General features: G+C 65.0%; 18 protein-coding genes. 14 read left to right on the top strand and 4 right to left on the bottom strand.

The genetic code is table 11. From position 1 onward, the window contains the following. Positions 1-98: 98 nt before the first annotated feature. Positions 99-1,463: an aspartate aminotransferase family protein gene (locus ACYVHH_RS03305; RefSeq protein ID WP_460563621.1), complete on the top strand. Its 1,365-nt coding sequence runs from the start codon at positions 99-101 to the stop codon at positions 1,461-1,463. Positions 1,464-1,484: 21 nt separating this feature from the next. On the opposite strand, the gene ACYVHH_RS03310 is transcribed toward ACYVHH_RS03305, so the two are convergent. Further along, complete coding sequence (locus tag ACYVHH_RS03310; protein WP_460563622.1) at positions 1,485-2,069, bottom strand: hemerythrin domain-containing protein; 585 nt, start codon at positions 2,067-2,069, stop codon at positions 1,485-1,487. A 124-nt stretch (positions 2,070-2,193) separates the two neighbouring features. On the opposite strand from ACYVHH_RS03310, the gene ACYVHH_RS03315 reads away from it, so the two are divergent. Together ACYVHH_RS03315 and ACYVHH_RS03320 are read left to right on the top strand one after the other, a co-directional pair. Beyond that, positions 2,194-2,418 (top strand): DUF3079 domain-containing protein, encoded by a 225-nt coding sequence (locus ACYVHH_RS03315; RefSeq protein WP_460563623.1) that lies wholly within the window; start codon positions 2,194-2,196, stop codon positions 2,416-2,418. Between the two features lie 20 nt (positions 2,419-2,438). Then, positions 2,439-3,044 carry a YajG family lipoprotein gene (locus ACYVHH_RS03320; RefSeq protein WP_460563624.1) on the top strand — a complete coding sequence of 202 codons (606 nt, stop codon included), beginning with the start codon at positions 2,439-2,441 and terminating at the stop codon, positions 3,042-3,044. 19 nt (positions 3,045-3,063) lie between these two features. Here the strand turns inward: ACYVHH_RS03320 and ACYVHH_RS03325 are convergent, their stop codons facing one another. Then, the gene (locus tag ACYVHH_RS03325; protein ID WP_460563625.1) at positions 3,064-5,376 is read right to left on the bottom strand and encodes a heavy metal translocating P-type ATPase; all 2,313 of its coding nucleotides are present in this window, start codon (positions 5,374-5,376) and stop codon (positions 3,064-3,066) included. Between the two features lie 141 nt (positions 5,377-5,517). Between ACYVHH_RS03325 and ACYVHH_RS03330 the strand changes: the two genes are divergently transcribed. The 8 genes from ACYVHH_RS03330 (at position 5,518) to ACYVHH_RS03365 (ending at position 10,125) form a co-directional block, all read left to right on the top strand. Then, complete coding sequence (locus tag ACYVHH_RS03330; RefSeq protein WP_460563627.1) at positions 5,518-5,715, top strand: heavy-metal-associated domain-containing protein; 198 nt, start codon at positions 5,518-5,520, stop codon at positions 5,713-5,715. 16 nt (positions 5,716-5,731) lie between these two features. Further along, positions 5,732-6,169: a Cu(I)-responsive transcriptional regulator gene (gene cueR, locus ACYVHH_RS03335; protein ID WP_460563628.1), complete on the top strand. Its 438-nt coding sequence runs from the start codon at positions 5,732-5,734 to the stop codon at positions 6,167-6,169. 104 nt (positions 6,170-6,273) lie between these two features. Further along, the gene (locus ACYVHH_RS03340; RefSeq protein WP_460563629.1) at positions 6,274-6,774 is read left to right on the top strand and encodes a Spy/CpxP family protein refolding chaperone; all 501 of its coding nucleotides are present in this window, start codon (positions 6,274-6,276) and stop codon (positions 6,772-6,774) included. Between the two features lie 397 nt (positions 6,775-7,171). Then, positions 7,172-7,921, top strand: a complete 750-nt coding sequence (gene minC, locus ACYVHH_RS03345; RefSeq protein ID WP_460563630.1) for a septum site-determining protein MinC — start codon at positions 7,172-7,174, stop codon at positions 7,919-7,921. Positions 7,922-7,939: 18 nt separating this feature from the next. Next, the gene (gene minD, locus ACYVHH_RS03350; protein WP_460563631.1) at positions 7,940-8,755 is read left to right on the top strand and encodes a septum site-determining protein MinD; all 816 of its coding nucleotides are present in this window, start codon (positions 7,940-7,942) and stop codon (positions 8,753-8,755) included. Between the two features lie 3 nt (positions 8,756-8,758). Next, on the top strand, positions 8,759-9,019 hold the full coding sequence (gene minE, locus ACYVHH_RS03355; protein ID WP_460563632.1) for a cell division topological specificity factor MinE: 261 nt from the start codon (positions 8,759-8,761) through the stop codon (positions 9,017-9,019). A gap of 23 nt (positions 9,020-9,042) precedes the next feature. Continuing rightward, entirely contained in the window at positions 9,043-9,285 is a 243-nt protein-coding gene (locus ACYVHH_RS03360) for a glutaredoxin domain-containing protein (RefSeq protein WP_460563633.1), read from the top strand. 234 nt (positions 9,286-9,519) lie between these two features. Then, the gene (locus ACYVHH_RS03365) at positions 9,520-10,125 is read left to right on the top strand and encodes an NADPH-dependent FMN reductase (protein WP_460563634.1); all 606 of its coding nucleotides are present in this window, start codon (positions 9,520-9,522) and stop codon (positions 10,123-10,125) included. On the opposite strand, the gene ACYVHH_RS03370 is transcribed toward ACYVHH_RS03365, so the two are convergent. After that, positions 10,126-10,992, bottom strand: a complete 867-nt coding sequence (locus ACYVHH_RS03370; protein ID WP_460563635.1) for an energy transducer TonB family protein — start codon at positions 10,990-10,992, stop codon at positions 10,126-10,128. A gap of 86 nt (positions 10,993-11,078) precedes the next feature. On the opposite strand from ACYVHH_RS03370, the gene ACYVHH_RS03375 reads away from it, so the two are divergent. The 3 genes from ACYVHH_RS03375 to ACYVHH_RS03385 are packed head-to-tail and all read left to right on the top strand — an operon-like array spanning position 11,079 to position 13,804. Beyond that, entirely contained in the window at positions 11,079-11,741 is a 663-nt protein-coding gene (locus ACYVHH_RS03375; RefSeq protein ID WP_460563636.1) for an ArsR/SmtB family transcription factor, read from the top strand. 20 nt (positions 11,742-11,761) lie between these two features. Next, on the top strand, positions 11,762-12,493 hold the full coding sequence (locus ACYVHH_RS03380; protein WP_460563637.1) for an MBL fold metallo-hydrolase: 732 nt from the start codon (positions 11,762-11,764) through the stop codon (positions 12,491-12,493). Positions 12,494-12,511: 18 nt separating this feature from the next. Further along, positions 12,512-13,804, top strand: a complete 1,293-nt coding sequence (locus ACYVHH_RS03385) for an MFS transporter (protein ID WP_460563638.1) — start codon at positions 12,512-12,514, stop codon at positions 13,802-13,804. Here the strand turns inward: ACYVHH_RS03385 and arsA are convergent, their stop codons facing one another. Continuing rightward, positions 13,805-15,559 carry an arsenical pump-driving ATPase gene (arsA, locus tag ACYVHH_RS03390; protein WP_460563639.1) on the bottom strand — a complete coding sequence of 585 codons (1,755 nt, stop codon included), beginning with the start codon at positions 15,557-15,559 and terminating at the stop codon, positions 13,805-13,807. Positions 15,560-15,650 lie beyond the last annotated feature (91 nt).

Below are 15,650 nucleotides of genomic sequence, written 5' to 3' on the forward strand. Positions count from 1 at the left end.
CATGCCCACCGGGCTCAACAACCAGGGGAGCATTGTGAGTGTTGTGTTCCACACGAAATGACGAAGGACCGCGGCAAGCCCCCTTAAGCTGTGGCCTCATGAGCGACACCACCCTGCCCCACCCTTTGCTGGCGCCGCTGTTCGAGGCCGAACGCCAGCGCTTCATCGCCGCCCACCCGCAATCGCTGGCCCTGTCGCAACAGGCGCAGGCGCACTTTTTGTTCGGCGTGCCCATGCACTGGATGCGCGACTGGCCCACCCCCGCCACGCTCTTTGTGCGGCAGGCGTTTGGCGTTACCCTGGAATGCGCAGACGGCGTGCACTACACCGACTTCTCCCTGGGCGACACAGGCGCCATGTTCGGCCACAGCCCTGCCCCCGTGGCCGAAGCCATTGCCCGCCAGGCCGCGCGCGGCCTCACCTGCATGCTGCCCGCCACACAAACGCCCGAGGTAGGCGAACTGCTGGCGCAACGCTTCGGCCTTCCCGTGTGGCAACTGGCCATGACGGCCAGCGACGCCAACCGCTTCGTGCTGCGCTGGGCGCGCGCCGTGACGCGCCGCCCCCAGCTGCTGGTGTTCGACGGCTGCTACCACGGCGCCGTGGACGACACCCTGGTGGACATGGACCCGGGCACCGGCCAGACGCTGCCACGCCCTTCGGTGCTGGGGCAGGTGCACAACCACCACAGCTACACGCGGGTGGTACCGTTCAACAACCTTCAGGCGCTGGAAGCCGCACTGGCCGACGGCCAGGTGGCCGCGCTGCTGGCCGAACCCGCGCTCACCAACTTTGGGCTGGTACCGCCCGAGCCAGGCTTTTGGGAAGCGGCCCAGGCCCTGTGCCGACGTTACGGCACCCTGCTGGTGCTGGACGAAACCCACACCCTGTCCACTGGCCCCGGCGGCTACACCCGCACCCACGGTCTGCAGCCCGACATGCTGGTGGTGGGCAAGGCTGTGGCCGGGGGCCTGCCCTGCGCCGTCTATGGCTTCACCGAAGACATGGCGCGGCGCATGCGCCTGGCCAAGGAAAGCGCCCCCGAAGGCCACAGCGGCATCGGCACCACGCTCACCGCCAACCCGCTCACCCTGGCCGCACTGCGCGCCGCGCTGGAATATCTGCACACGCACGAGGCCTACGGCCACATGCTTGACCGTGCAGAGGAGCTGGAAACCGGGCTGATGCAACGCATCCAGGCGGCCAGGCGGCCCTGGACCGTGACCCGCATGGGCGCGCGCATGGAACTGCAGTTCATGCCCCGCACCCCACGCAGTGCGCAAGACGTGCGCGAACTGGGCCAACCCGAACTGGAGGCCTTCACCCACCTCTTCATGCTCAACCGGGGGGTGCTGCTCACGCCCTTCCACAGCATGATGCTGTGTTCACCCGCCACCAGCGCCGACGACGTGCAGCAACTGCTGCGCAACTTCGACGAACTGCTGGCGACGCTGCCCTTCTGAGCGGGCCAGCGTCAAAAACCTTCAGCCGCCCAGCCCGATGGGCGCTGGTGCGTCGTGCACGATGCGCTGGAACAAGCGCTCGTACTCCGGCGTGGCCGGGTACTTGCCGGTGAGCGGATCGCGGTTCGCACCGAAGGCCTCGTCCAGCTCGCGCCAGTCGTCGGCGCTGAGGCTTCTCTCCGCCTCGGGCAGGATCTCGTGCTCCTCCAACCGCATGTGCTCCAGGTAGAAGCGCATGTAGCGGTCGTAGGCGTCCACGAATGCCTGGCGGCGCGAATCGCCCAGCAGTTCCCAGGCCAACAGCAGGTGCTGCATCTCGCGCACCGAAGCCTCGCCCTTCATGTGGTCCTGCTCCAGCCGCTCGATGGCCGTCATCGTCTTGGGCGCCACCCGCACCACGCGCGGGAACAGCAAGTCTGATTCCTTCGGGTGGTGCAGCCGCTCGGGAAACTCGTCGATGTAGAACAGCATGGCGCGCAGCGTGTCAAAGAAGCGCTTGGCGTCATTTCCCGGGCCTTGCTGGACCAGCAGGTGCAGAGACTGCAACATGGCAGACAGCGCCATGTGTTCGTCGCGGATGACGCGCAGGGTTTCGGGGGTGGGCATGGAAAAGGGTCTCCTTGTGATGACTCAAGGATGGCAGCGGCGGCGGCACCTTGCATTGACGCATGTCAAACACACCCATGGCACCGGCGGACCAGAATAGGCAGACAAGCCCCGACTACCGCAAGTGGCCAAGAAATTCCCGATCAACCCGCCACACCCCGAGCGCATCTGCTGGGGTTGCGACAAGTACTGCCCAGCCGGCGACATGGCATGCGGCAACGGGTCTGACCGCACACAGCACCCTGCCGAGTTGTTCGGGCCGGACTGGAACGAGTGGGAGCCGCCTGGCGAAGCGTTTCGCAAACCTGCCAACGCAGAGTCCACCGCGACCGATTTCACATTTCAATAATGTCAACCGAGGAGAAAACCATGAGAATGAAAACCCTTGTCATGGCTGCCTGCATGGCTGCCGCCCTGTCGGGATGCGCTCTGACAACCGACACGATCGCGCTGCAATACACCGCACAAACCGGGGTAGCGAAGATTCCGGGTGCCAACAACGTATCCGTCAGTGTTCAAATCTCTGACCAGCGTCAGGACAAGAGCAAGGTCAGCAGCAAGAAGAACGGCTTTGGCATGGAAATGGCCCCCATCCTGGCCACCGAGGATGTCACCGTAACGATTCGCAGGGCCATTGAGCAAGAGTTGCTGGCACGAGGATTCCAGCTGGGTTCGGATACTGCGCTGGTACAGATCGCAGCCGATCTGACCCGCTTTTACAACGACCACAAACTGGGTTTTTTTGCCGGTGATGCGATAGCAGACTTGAACATGTCGGTGAATGTCAAATCCCAAAAGGGCGACCTTTTGTATGCCCGGCAGGTCGTTGCGCAAGGCATCGAACCCAATACCCAGCTGATGACGGGTGAGAACGCCCGGCTCGCGCTCAACCGGGCGCTGGAAAACGGCATGAAGTTGCTCTTTGAAGACCAGGCATTTCTGGCCGCCTTGGTCAGTGCCTCCAAGGCCAAGTGACAAGCGCGGGTAAGTACATTCAGCGTTGCGGCCGCCAGCGCTTGAGCAACAGCGCGTTGGTCACCACGCTCACCGAACTCAAGGCCATGGCGGCACCCGCCACCACTGGGCTCAGGTAACCGAGCGCCGCCAGCGGAATGCCCGCGGTGTTGTAGACGAAGGCCCAGAACAGGTTCTGGCGGATCTTGCCCACGGTGCGGCGCGAGATGTCCAGCGCGGCGGACACCAGCAGCGGGTCGCCGCGCATCAGCGTGATGCCCGCCGCGTGCATGGCCACGTCGGAGCCGCCTTGCGCGTGGCTCATGGCCAGGCCCACATCGGCAGCGGCCAGGGCGGGCGCGTCGTTAACACCGTCGCCCACCATGGCCACGCGGTGCCCGCCCGCCTTGAGTTCGGCCACACGCGCGGCCTTGTCGCCTGGCAACACCTCGGCCAGCACCTCACCTTCCTCGGGCCGCAGGCCCAGGCGGCGCGCCATCGCTTCGGCCGCGCCCCGGTTGTCGCCCGAAATCATGGTCAGCCGCAGGCCGCGCGCGCGCAACTCGGCCACGGCTTGTGCAGCGCCGGGTTTGGCCTCGTCGGCAAAGGCCAGCAGGGCCAGGGGCACCACCCGGGCGGGTTCGGCACCGGGCTCACCGCCCTGCCCCACGGCCAGTGCAGACACGGTGGTACCTTCGGCCTGCAGTGCGCGGGCCTGTTCGGCCAGCGGCCCCAGCACCACACCCAGTTCTTCCATCCAGCGCAGGCTGCCCACGTAAATCCACGCCCCCTGCACCCGCCCGCGCGTGCCCCGGCCGGGTACGGACTGCACGTCCTCGGCAGTCTGCGCGTCGGTGGATGAAGCGGCGGCAGCCTGCACCACTGCACGGGCCAGCGGGTGTTCGCTTTGCGCCTGCAAGGCAGCAGCGGTCTGCAATGCACCTGCCTCGTCCACACCCTCGGCAGGCACCAGCTTCACCAGACGCGGTTCGCCCACGGTGAGCGTGCCCGTCTTGTCAAAGGCCACGGTATCCACATGGTGCGCCACCTCCAGCGCCTCTGCGTCCTTGATGAGGATGCCGTGCCTGGCGGCCACGCCCGTGCCTGCCATGATGGCCGCCGGTGTGGCCAGGCCCAGCGCACAGGGGCAGGCAATCACCAGAACGGCCACGGCATGCAGCAACGCCCCTTCCAGGGGGGCACCTTGCCACAGCCACCACGCCAGGAAGGTGACCAGCGCAATCACCAGCACCGCCGGCACGAACACGGCAGCCACCTTGTCCACCATGCGCTGCACTGGGGCCTTGGCAGCTTGGGCATCTTGCACCAGCGCGATGATGCGGTTGAGCACGCTTTGCGAACCCACCGCCGTCACCCGCACCTGCACCGCGCCATCTCCGTTCAGGCTGCCGCCAGTCACATGGTCGCCCGGCTGTTTGGCCACCGGCATGGGCTCGCCCGTCAGCATGGACTCGTCCACCTGTGTCTGCCCTTGCAGCACTTCACCATCGGCGGGCAGGCGCTCGCCAGGTCGCACCATCACCACGTCACCCGGCAGCAGTTCGGCCACAGGCACGTCCTGCATCTCTTCACGCTTGATGCCGTCGGGCAACAAGTGCGCCACCTCAGGCCGCAAGGCGTGCAGCGCGCGGATGGCCTCGGTGGTCTGGCGCTTGGCACGTGCCTCCAGCCATTTGCCCAGCAGCACCAGGGTAATGACCACTGCCGACGCCTCGTAATACAGGTGCACCATCTCGTCAGGTTCGGCCCGCAGCCACAACCAGGTGCTCATGCCCCAGGCAGCGGTGGTGCCTATGGCCACCAGCAACTCCATGTTGCCGGTGCGGGCCTTCAAGGCGTGCCAGCCCGCCACATAAAAACGCGCCCCCAGCACAAACTGCACCGGTGTGGCCAGCAGGAACTGGATCCATGCAGGAAGCATCCAGTGCTTGCCCAACAGGTCGCCCACCATGGGGCCAGCCAAGGGCAATGAAAGCAGCACACCCAGTACCACCGGCCAGGCATCGCGCGGCAAACCCAGCACGCCCGTCTGGCTGGCCGCTTCGTCCACCTCAATGGGCCGGGGTTCGTAGCCTGCGTCGCGCACCGCACGCTGGATGCGCGCTGCCATCGCGGGTTGAACACCAGCCTCCTCAGCCACCGGGTTTTCGGTCCAGCGCACACGGGCCGACTCGGTGGCCAGGTTGACCGTGGCCTCCTGCACCCCTGGCAACTTCTTCAAGGCGCGCTCCACACGCGACACGCACGAAGCGCAAGTCATGCCGCCGATGCCCAAGTCCAGCTCGCACACCGTGCCGTCGGCACCATCAAGGGAGGTAGTTGCAGTGTTCATGAGGGGCAGTATGAACCTTGACACCATGTCAGAGTCAAGCGTTCCAACACAAAAAATCCGGCCTTGACCTTCCCACCATGGAAAGGTTCATACTTCTTTCCACAAACCCTCATCAACCCCTTTTCGAACAGGAGAACCACCATGACCCAGACCTTCACCGTGACTGGCATGACCTGCGGCCATTGCGAAAAAGCCGTGACCCAGGCCATCAAGACCGTGGACCCCCAGGCACAGGTGCGCATTGACCGCCAGCAGAACAAGGTGGAAGTGGAATCCGCCCAGCCGCGTGACGCCATTGCCCAGGCCATTGCCGAAGAAGGCTACAAGGTTGCGGCCTGAACCAGAGCCCTCGAAGATGAAAGTCCACGCCGACACGGCCCCGCTGCCTGCCAGCGGCTGGCCGGTGCACATTGGCCAGGCGGCGGCGTTGTCGGGGGTGTCGGCCAAGATGGTGCGGCACTACGAATCGCTGGGGCTGCTGGCTCCTGTGGGCCGCACCGACAGCGGCTACCGCCTTTACAGTGCCGCCGACGTGCACACCCTGCGCTTCATCAAGCGGGCACGCGACCTGGGTTTTTCCATGCCCGACATTGGCGAACTGGTGGGCCTGTGGCACGACAAGGGCCGCGCCAGCGCCCAGGTCAAGGGCATCGCGCAGCGCCATGTGCAGGCATTGCGCCAGCGCATTGAACAGCTGCAGGCCATGGAGCGCAGCCTGCAGCACCTCACCCACTGCTGCCAGGGCAACGACCGGCCCGACTGTCCCATCCTGGATGACCTGGCCGGGCTTTGACAAACCGTGACGCTTCTTTACACAAGCGTCACGCAACAAGGGGCAGCCCGACACACGCGGGGCAGACACTTTCCTCACCGCAACCGCAAAGGAAAGGAAGCCACATGAAACCCATCACCAAACGCCTGCTCATCGCCACCGCTGCCGCTGGCGTGCTGGCCACCACCGCCACCGCCTGGGCCTTTGGCGGCGGCCGTGGCTGTGCCATGGAAGACGGCCCCCGCGCCGAGCGCATGCAGGAACGCATGCAAAAACGCATGGCGGAACACGAAACCCGCCTGAAGGAAGCCCTGAAGCTGACACCCGCCCAGGAAAGCGCGTGGAAAGAATTCACCGCTTCCATGCAGCCGCCCAAGGCACCGGCCCAGCGCCTGGACCGCGCCGAGTGGGACAAGCTGACCACGCCGCAGCGCATGGAAAAGATGCAGGCCCTGCGCAGCGAACGCGAAGCGCACATGAACCAGCGCCTGGAAGCCGTGAAGAAGTTCTACGCCACGCTCACACCCGAACAGCAAAAAGCGTTTGACGAACAACACCAGCGCATGGGCCGCCACGGCGACCGCAAAGGTGGCCAGCACGGTGGCCACGGCCCCATGCATGGCTGATATCCGGCACCGCGAACCCTTCTCCTCACTTTGCCAGCCTTCGGGCTGGTTTTTTTATTTATCAACAAGTCTGTGGATAAAAATTTAAGAACACATAACTTATCCACAGGAAATTGGATATCTCCCGACTTGTTACCTGTTTCCACCATCCGCCCAAGGCCCTGCTCCACATGGTTTGAAATTTTCCAAGTGCTTGATGGAAAAACACAAAATGACCTTTTCCACAGAAGGGGCCGGTGCTTACTACTACGACTATCTTTAAAAATTAAATTCAAAGAAGAATAAGAACAACAAGGTACGCCGCCTTGGCCCCGCTCCGGCCGGCTTCCGGCCCCTTTCCCCGGGTTTTTGGCCTGCGCGACTGTTAAGATTTGGTTTTTCGCCCTTCAAACCCTGCATGTCATCCGCTTCCCCGGGCTCCGGTGCCCTGTCTTTCGAGATCAAGAGTGCCCAGCTGCCCCTGGTAGCCTTGCTTCTGCGCAGCACCGACACCGGGCAGCTTGCGAAGGATCTGGCCCAGCGCTTTGGTGACGTTCCCGACTTTTTCGACAACGATCCCCTGTTGATCGACCTGTCTGGCGTGCAGGAAGACAGCGCGGTTCCGGATTTCGCCGCGCTGCTGCCCTTGCTGCGCGAGCGCCGCTTGCTGCCGCTGGCCGTCAAGGGCGGAGGCGAAGCACAACGCCAGGCGGCCCTGGCTGCTGGTCTGGTGGCTGCCGAAGAGGCCACCTGGACACGTTCACAGGCAGCCCAGCCCGCAGCGCCAGCCGCCCCTGCGGCACCCGCGCCGGTGGCGGCGCCCACGTCTGCCCTGGTGGTGGACAAACCCCTGCGGTCCGGTCAGCAGGTCTATGCGCGCGGGCGCGACCTGGTGGTGCTGGCCATGGTCAACCCCGGTGCCGAGGTCATTGCCGACGGGCACATCCACGTGTACGCGCCGCTGCGTGGCAAAGCCATTGCGGGGGCGCGCGGCAACGCCGACGCCCGCATCTTTGCCCAGGCACTGGAAGCGGAGCTCATTTCCATCGCTGGGGTCTACCGCACCAGCGACGTGCCCTTGCCCGACAATGTGCGTGGCAAGGCCGCCCAGGTGCGGCTGCAAAGCAGCGCCGAAGGCGACAAACTGCTTCTTGAACCCATACTCTGATCTGAAAGAACCACCCAAATGGCAAAAATCGTTGTCGTGACTTCCGGCAAGGGCGGCGTGGGCAAGACCACCACCAGTGCCAGCTTTGCCACTGGCCTCGCCCTCAAGGGCTTCAAGACCGTGGTGATCGATTTCGACGTGGGGCTGCGCAACCTCGACCTCATCATGGGTTGCGAGCGCCGTGTGGTGTATGACTTCATCAACGTCATCCACAACGAAGCCAACCTGAACCAGGCACTCATCAAGGACAAGCAGTGCGACAACCTGTTCGTGCTGGCCGCCAGCCAGACGCGCGACAAGGACGCCCTGACCCAAGAAGGCGTGGAACGCGTGCTCAACGACCTGGCAGGCATGGGCTTTGACTACATCGTCTGCGATTCGCCCGCGGGCATCGAGACCGGTGCCCTCATGGCCATGCACTATGCCGATGAAGCCCTGGTGGTGACCAACCCCGAAGTCTCCAGCGTGCGCGACTCCGATCGCATTCTGGGCATGCTGGGCAGCAAGACCAAGCGCGCCATGGAAGGTGGCGAGCCCATCAAGGAACACCTGCTCATCACCCGCTACAACCCCAACCGCGTGCAAGACGGCCAGATGCTGTCCCTGGAAGACATCCAGGACATCCTGCGCATCAAGCTCATTGGCGTGATCCCCGAGAGCGAGACCGTGCTGCAGGCGTCCAACCAGGGTGTGCCCGCAGTCCACATGCAGGGCACCGACGTGTCCGAGGCCTACAAGGACGTGATCGAGCGCTTCCTGGGCAACGAGCGCCCGCTGCGCTTCATCGACGCCGAGAAGCCCAACTTCTTCAAACGGCTCTTTGGAGGGAAATGACCCATGTCCTTCCTGTCCTTCCTGCTGGGTGAAAAGAAGAAAACGGCCAGTGTTGCCAAGGAACGGTTGCAGATCATCCTGGCGCACGAGCGCTCGGGCCGCAGCGCGGCCGAGCCCGACTACCTGCCCGACCTGCAGCGCGAGCTGGTGGCCGTGATCGGCAAGTACGTGCACATCAACCCGGACGACATCAAGGTCAACCTGGAACGCCAGGACAACCTCGAAGTGCTCGAAGTCAAGATCGAGCTGCCCGACGCACGTTGACCCCACACACCGAGACCTTGCCCATGTCACTCAAGATCGTTGTCTATTCCAAGTCTGCCTGCCCGCAGTGCGAGTCGGCCAAGATGCTGCTGAAGTCCCGTTCCATCGATTTTGAGGAAATCAAGATCGACGACGAGGCCGAGCGCCTGGCCTTCTACGAGAAATGCGGCCCCGCCGTGCGCCAGATGCCGCAGATCTTCATCAACGACCAGCGCGTGGGCGGTTTGACCGGCTTGCAGGCAGCACTGGCGCAGCTGGGGCGCTGATTTCCCGGGCTGCGGCTCAGGCAGCTTCGCGTATGACACCTTGGTAGCCAAGGTGGTGCATGCATTCCCGCAATACCAGCAGTTCTGCTGCAACCCTGCGCCCTGACGGCCATCCGTCCAGCAGGCCTTTGATACTGTTTTGGTGATTGTGTTGCCTGGCGCGTAATCCCTTTCCAACCGCGTGTACTGCGGCGGGCCCATACCATGGGGCCATTCTGATGAAAGGACTGCGCAGTGGACCAACCCCGAATTCTGGTGATCGCTGGAAGTGCCCGGCAGGGCTCCTGGAACGTTGCACTGGCGGCCTTCGCGGCCCGGCGCGCGCAGGCGCTGGGCATGCAGCCCACAGTGCTGGACCTGCGTACCCTGGCCTTGCCCATTTACGACGGCGACCTGGAGAAGACCGCTGGCGTGCCCCAGGGGGCCTTTGAGCTGCAACGCGCGCTGGAGGCGGCTGACGGCCTGCTGGTGGTGACGCCGGAGTACAACGGCTTTCCCACACCGCTGTTCATCAACGCGTTCGACTGGCTGTCGCGCATCCAGCCTGCCGCCAGTCAGCGGGGCGGCCCGGCCACCACTGCGAACAAGCCGGTGGCGCTGCTGGCGGCATCGCCCGGCGCGGGTGGCGCGTTGCGGTCCATGAACTATGTGCGCCAGTACTTGCAGATGGCGTTCCAGATGATCGTGGTGCCGCAGCAGTTTGCCCTGGCCCGCGCCAATGAAGCGTTTGACGAGCAGGGTGGTTTGAAGGACGAGCGTGCCGCGCAGACCGTGGATGGTGTGCTGGCGGCATTGCGTGGTCTGGCAGTGGCGCTGGCCGGTACCCGCCCGCCACGCTGATCAACGGCCCAGCCGCTGCGACCGCCACTGCTCAAGCTGCCGGCGGTCGTTCGCGCTTTCTGCCTCAATGGAGTCTTGAGGCAGCTGCTTGAGGCACTCTTCCAGTGCCTGCGCATCCATTTTTTCGGTGGCTGGCTGCACGGCAGGGCCTTGGTCTGACCTGCCGTCCCACGCATAAGGGTTCCTGAACGCGGGGCGGTCGGGCAGGCAATCGTCCTTGTACACGGGCGGATCGTCGGTGGCAAAAGGCTGGAACGAGATGGTCTTTTCAAAGACCAGGGGTTTGCCCGTCGGCGTGGGTGGCAGTGGCGGCATGTTTTGGATGGCCTTGCGCGCCAGCTGCTCGGCGGCGGGAGACGTGCTCCACAGCGTTTCCAGGCGGGACAACGTCCCGTCCGGTGCGATTTCCACCAGAAACCGCACCTCGCCCTGGTCGGCGCCTTCGAAGGCTGTGCCCATCATGCTGCGCACCTGTTGCCCCCAGGTGTAGCGGTAGCGCTTGCTGTTCTTCAGCTTGTAGGTGGACGCAAGCGCCCACTCCTGCGCGGTAGGGGCGGGCGGCGCGGCCATGTAGGCCCGCTCGCGTTCCGTGGCCGGTGGTGGCACGTCGTCGCTGGGCAGGGTGATGGCCGCAGCGGGCGCGGGCAGAGGTTCAGGAGCCAGGGCTTCGGCTGGCGGGGGCGGCTCGGGGGAGGGCGCTTCAGGCGGCGCTGGCGCCATTTCCAGAAAGACGATGTTTTCCTCCGGCCGGGCCTCTGGCGGCTGCGGTTGTCTGAACGCGTACGTGCCAGCCAGCGCCAACACCAGGGCATGCAGCGTCACCGACAGGAAGACGGCGAGGACGTGCTCTTTTCTGGGGTGGTGCATGGGGCGCAGGTGCGGCGGCAAGGTTCGGAGGATTCTGCGCCTGAATTTTCGTGTATATTTAATCTAAATATCTTTAGAATGTTAACATGAACAAACGACAGCTCAAAGATCTGCTCTACGAGCAGGTGGCCCGCATCGGCAAGGCGGTGGCCAGCCCCAAGCGGCTGGAGTTGATCGAACTGCTGGCACAGGGCGAAAAGTCGGTGGAACAACTGGCCACGGAGCTATCGATCGACATCAAGCTGGCGAGTGCGCATCTTCGTGCGCTGCGCGAGGCGCGGCTGGTCACTTCCCGCAAGGAGGGAAAGTTCGTTGTCTACCGCCTGACTGGCGACGACGTGGCGGGGCTGTGGGTCAAGCTGCGGGAGGTGGCTGAAGAGCACCTGCTGGATCTGCGGGTGGCCCTGGACCAGATGGTGGCCGAACCGAAGAAGCTGGTGTCGCTGGACCGCCAGGCGCTGATGAAACATGCCGAGCTGGGCGAGGTGGTGGTCATAGACGTGCGCCCGCAGGCGGAGTACGAGCAGTCGCACCTGCCGTTTGCGCGTTCCATGCCGGTGCAGGAGATTGCCAGCCGCCTGTCGGAACTGCCCAAGGACAAGGCCATCGTCGCCTATTGCCGTGGCCCGTTCTGCCTGTTCTCTGAGGAAGCCTACGAACTGTTGAGCAGCAAGGGCTACCGGGTGCACAAACTGCTCGATGGCGTGAGCGAATGGCAGGCGGCGGGCATGCCTTTGAACACACCCTGATACGCCGACAAAGGACAGATATGTTTTTCAAGCAGCTGGCAACGCGTGAAGCTTCCTTGTCCTACTTTTTCGGCTGCGCGGGGCTGGGCCAGGCCGTGGCCGTGGATGTGGTTGCAGGCGACGAGGGCTGGTTTGTCCAGCAGGCCCAGGAGGCGGCGGTGCAGATCACCCATGTGATCGACACCCATGTACACGCGGACCACCGCTCGGGCGGGCGTGAACTCGCACGCCGGGTAGGGGCACATTACTGTCTGCACGAGGCGGCGCGAGAACTGGTGGCGTTTGACTTCGAGGCGCTGCGGGACGGCCAGTGGCTGGACATTGGCAACGTGAAGATCGAGGTGCTGCACACACCCGGCCACACGCACGAGAGCATCTGCCTGCTGGTAAAAGATGTGCGGCGGGGTGACGCCCCCTGGTTCGTGGTGACGGGTGACACGTTGTTTGTGGGCGCGGTCGGCCGCCCCGACCTGGCGGGCCACGAACAAGAGATGGCCGCCACACTGTGGGACAGCCTGCACCGCAAGTTGCTGTGCCTGCCCGACGAACTGGAGATCTACCCTGGCCACCAGGCGGGCAGCGCCTGTGGCGCAGGCCTGTCGGGTAAGCCTTCGTCCACCATCGGCTTCGAAAAGCGCTGGAACCCCGCCCTCACGCAGGACAAGGCCACCTTCGTGCGTGAACTCACCGCCAACATACCGCCACGGCCCGCGGACATGGACCGCATCGTGGCGGCCAACGTCGCCGCCTGACGCGGCAGGCGCGCCGCGATGAAACACGAACACGGCATCCGGGTCAACCTGGGGCAGTTTCTGCACCAGCTGCTGCAGGTCTTGCTGGTGGGGTTGACCATCGGCATGATGCGCACAGTGGTGCCCGCGCTGGCGGAGTCCGAATTTGGTGTGCCCAAGACGTCGTTCCTGCTGCTGACGGCGTTCGTGGTGGCGTTCGGCGTGGTCAAGGGAACCATGAACTTCGTGGCGGGGCGGCTTTCCGAGCGCGTGGGCCGCAAGCGTGTGCTGCTGCTGGGCTGGCTGGTGGCCTTGCCGATACCGGTGATGGTCTGGTACGCGCCAGACTGGAACTGGGTAGTGGCCGCCACCGTGCTGCTGGGCGTGAACCAGGGGCTGACCTGGTCGATGACGCAAACCGCCAAGCTGGACATCACGCGCATGCAGGAACGCGGGCTGACCCTGGGCCTGAACGAGTTTGCGGGCTACGTGGGTGTGGCGCTGGCGGGCATTGCCACCGCCTGGCTGGCAACGTGGCTGGGGCCCCGCCTGGGGCTGCTGCTGTTTGGCATGGCTGTGGTGCTGAGCGCACTTGTTCTGACGCAGCTGTGGGTGCGCGAAACTCTGCCCTGGGCGCGGGCCGAGGCGGCACGGCACGCGGCGGGCCCTGGCCAGCTTTTGGCGCAGCCCCGCTACCCCCGCAACATCTCCAGCGCCCCCGGCACCTGGGAGGTTTTCACACTCATGAGCTGGCGGGACCGGAGGCTGTTTGCCCTGAGCCAGGCCGGGCTGGTCGAGAAGTTCGTTGACGCGCTGGTGTGGGTCTTCTACCCGGTCTACCTGTACCAGATGGGGCTGAGCCTGCCGCAGGTGGGCTCGGTGATAGGGGTGTACGGTTTGTCTTGGGGGGCGTCGCAACTGTTCACGGGGCGCCTGTCAGACCGCATCGGCCGGCATGGCCCCAACGTGTGGGGCATGTGGTTGTGTGGCGCTGGCGTGGCCTTGATGGTGCTGGGCCAGGGGGTGCTCTGGTGGTCGGTGTCTGCCGCGCTGTCAGGGGTGGGCATGGCGCTGCTGTATCCCAACCTGTCGGCTGCGGTGGCGGACATCGCCCACCCCAACTGGCGGGGCACGGCCATCGGCATCTACCGGTTCTGGCGCGACCTGGGCTATGGCATCGGGGCGCTCGGGCTGGGTTTGACCGCCCATTTCACGGGTCAGGTGGAGGCAGCCTTCTGGTTTGTCGCGCTGTCCATGGGGGTTTCAGGCACCGTTCTCTGGTGGATGGGCGACGAAACCCACCCCCGGCTCAACCCGGAGCTGTGCGAGTAGTCAGCGCACCAGACTCTGCAGCGCGCTGATGCCCACCGGCGGCTGTGCCTGCCACGGCAGCACAAACAGCTGCCTGGCCAGCCGCCCCTGCTGGATGCGCTCGATCTGTCTGGCTTCCCCCGCCAGCCTGGCCTGCAGCAACGGGTCTGCGGGGGCCGCTGCCAGCAGCGAACGGTTCAACACCCAGGCGTAAGGTTCCACGTTGGCGCGGCGCAAGTCGTCCTGCAGGGCGCTGGCCTGGGACACGGGCGTGGTCTCGGGCAAGGTCACCAGAATGACTTGCGTGTAGCGCGGGTCCTGCAGGCGCATCAAGGGCGTTACCACCCGCGCGCCCGTGCGCTCCCCCAGGCCGCGCAGCATCTGGCGGTGGTAGGCACCGGTTGCGTCCATCAGCAACAGCGAGTGGCCGGTTGGTGCCGTGTCCATCACCACAAACGCGCTGGATGCCTGGGCCACCATGTGTGAGAACGCATGAAACACGGCGACCTCTTCGGTGCAGGGTGACTGGAGGTCCTCAAGCAGCAAGGCGCGCTCGTGCTCGTCCAGGCCCTTGCCTTTGGTTGCCATCATCTTGTCGATGTAGCGCTGGGTTTCCACCTTGGGGTCGATGCGGCTGACCTGCAAGCCGTCGGCGTTGCCGTCCAGCGTCAGGCTCAGGTGGGCGGCTGGATCGGTGGTGGTGAGGTGCACCTGATGGCCCTTGGCTACCAGGCCCAGCGCCAGGGCTGCGGCGATGGTCGTCTTGCCGACACCACCTTTGCCCATGACCATCACCAACCCGCGCCCCTGGCTGGACAGCTGCTCGACCAGTTGGGCCAGAGCAGGCAGGTCCAGCGCCTGGTGCTCAGCCATGTTGCCCAAGGGGTGCAACGCTTGCGCCAGGTCGTCGTTCAACAGCGCGCGCAGGGCTGGCAGGCCAACCGAATCGAATGGCCGCAAGGGCACCCGAGCCTGGGGCAGCGAGCGCAGCACTGCGGGCATGCCTGCCAGGGCCTGCTCGCCTTGACGGGCGACGGACTGGGCCACGGGGTCGCCTGCAAGCGAAGGCTGGAACACCGCGTTGAGCACCAGCCACTGGTGCGTCAGGCCAATGTCCTGCAGTTCCTCGGCCGTGCGGCCTGCCTCGGCCAGGGCACCGGCTTCGGCGCGCGCCACCAGTACCACGGACGTCTGCGCAGGGTCGGTCAACGCCGCCAGGGCCTGGTTGAAGCGGGACTCCTGCATCTTCAGGCCCGAATGCGGCCCCAGGCAGGAAGCGCCCCGGTCGTTGCCCGCCAGAAAGCCGCTCCAGGCCTTGGGCAGGCTCAACAGGCGCAAGGTGTGGCCGCTGGGCGCCGTATCAAACACCACGTGGTCAAAACGGCTGGCACCGCCAGCCAGCAGGCTGGAGAACTCGTCGAAAGAGGCAATCTCGGTCGTGCATGCGCCAGACAACTGTTCCAGCACCGTGGCCTGCTCTTCGGCGGGGGCGCCCGCCATCTGGGCCAGCACGCGGCTGCGGTACTGGTCGGCGGCCACGTCGGGGTCGATGTTGGCCAGCTCCAGCCCGGGCACACCCGGCACGGGCACCGGGGTGTTGGACAGGGGCACGCCCAGCATCTCGTCCAGGTTGGACGCGGCGTCTGTGCTGACCAGCAAGACGCGTTTGCCAGCGTCGGCCAGGGCAATGGCCGATGCCGTGGAGACGGAGGTTTTGCCCACCCCGCCTTTGCCGGTGAAGAAGAGAAAGCGGGTAGGGTTTTGTAGCCAGTTCATGGGAGTGTTGGGGGCGCAAGGCAAGGAGGCTTCAACCCACAGTATGGGGGAGGAACGGCCCTGCGCAGTGCAGACACGCTGCGGGAATGGG

The sequence above is a fragment of the Hydrogenophaga aquatica genome, assembly GCF_054780915.1.

What these genes read in the sequence shown, in the direction of transcription:
- minC (WP_460563630.1), top strand. Translation starts at nt 7,172, where the DNA reads ATGTCATCCGCTTCCCCGGGCTCCGGTGCCCTGTCTTTCGAGATCAAG.
- ACYVHH_RS03330 (WP_460563627.1), top strand. Translation starts at nt 5,518, where the DNA reads ATGACCCAGACCTTCACCGTGACTGGCATGACCTGCGGCCATTGCGAA.
- ACYVHH_RS03375 (WP_460563636.1), top strand. Translation starts at nt 11,079, where the DNA reads ATGAACAAACGACAGCTCAAAGATCTGCTCTACGAGCAGGTGGCCCGC.
- cueR (WP_460563628.1), top strand. Translation starts at nt 5,732, where the DNA reads ATGAAAGTCCACGCCGACACGGCCCCGCTGCCTGCCAGCGGCTGGCCG.
- ACYVHH_RS03370 (WP_460563635.1), bottom strand. Translation starts at nt 10,992, where the DNA reads ATGCACCACCCCAGAAAAGAGCACGTCCTCGCCGTCTTCCTGTCGGTG.
- minD (WP_460563631.1), top strand. Translation starts at nt 7,940, where the DNA reads ATGGCAAAAATCGTTGTCGTGACTTCCGGCAAGGGCGGCGTGGGCAAG.
- ACYVHH_RS03360 (WP_460563633.1), top strand. Translation starts at nt 9,043, where the DNA reads ATGTCACTCAAGATCGTTGTCTATTCCAAGTCTGCCTGCCCGCAGTGC.
- arsA (WP_460563639.1), bottom strand. Translation starts at nt 15,559, where the DNA reads ATGAACTGGCTACAAAACCCTACCCGCTTTCTCTTCTTCACCGGCAAA.
- ACYVHH_RS03305 (WP_460563621.1), top strand. Translation starts at nt 99, where the DNA reads ATGAGCGACACCACCCTGCCCCACCCTTTGCTGGCGCCGCTGTTCGAG.
- ACYVHH_RS03385 (WP_460563638.1), top strand. Translation starts at nt 12,512, where the DNA reads ATGAAACACGAACACGGCATCCGGGTCAACCTGGGGCAGTTTCTGCAC.
- ACYVHH_RS03320 (WP_460563624.1), top strand. Translation starts at nt 2,439, where the DNA reads ATGAGAATGAAAACCCTTGTCATGGCTGCCTGCATGGCTGCCGCCCTG.
- ACYVHH_RS03380 (WP_460563637.1), top strand. Translation starts at nt 11,762, where the DNA reads ATGTTTTTCAAGCAGCTGGCAACGCGTGAAGCTTCCTTGTCCTACTTT.
- ACYVHH_RS03325 (WP_460563625.1), bottom strand. Translation starts at nt 5,376, where the DNA reads ATGAACACTGCAACTACCTCCCTTGATGGTGCCGACGGCACGGTGTGC.
- ACYVHH_RS03340 (WP_460563629.1), top strand. Translation starts at nt 6,274, where the DNA reads ATGAAACCCATCACCAAACGCCTGCTCATCGCCACCGCTGCCGCTGGC.
- minE (WP_460563632.1), top strand. Translation starts at nt 8,759, where the DNA reads ATGTCCTTCCTGTCCTTCCTGCTGGGTGAAAAGAAGAAAACGGCCAGT.
- ACYVHH_RS03310 (WP_460563622.1), bottom strand. Translation starts at nt 2,069, where the DNA reads ATGCCCACCCCCGAAACCCTGCGCGTCATCCGCGACGAACACATGGCG.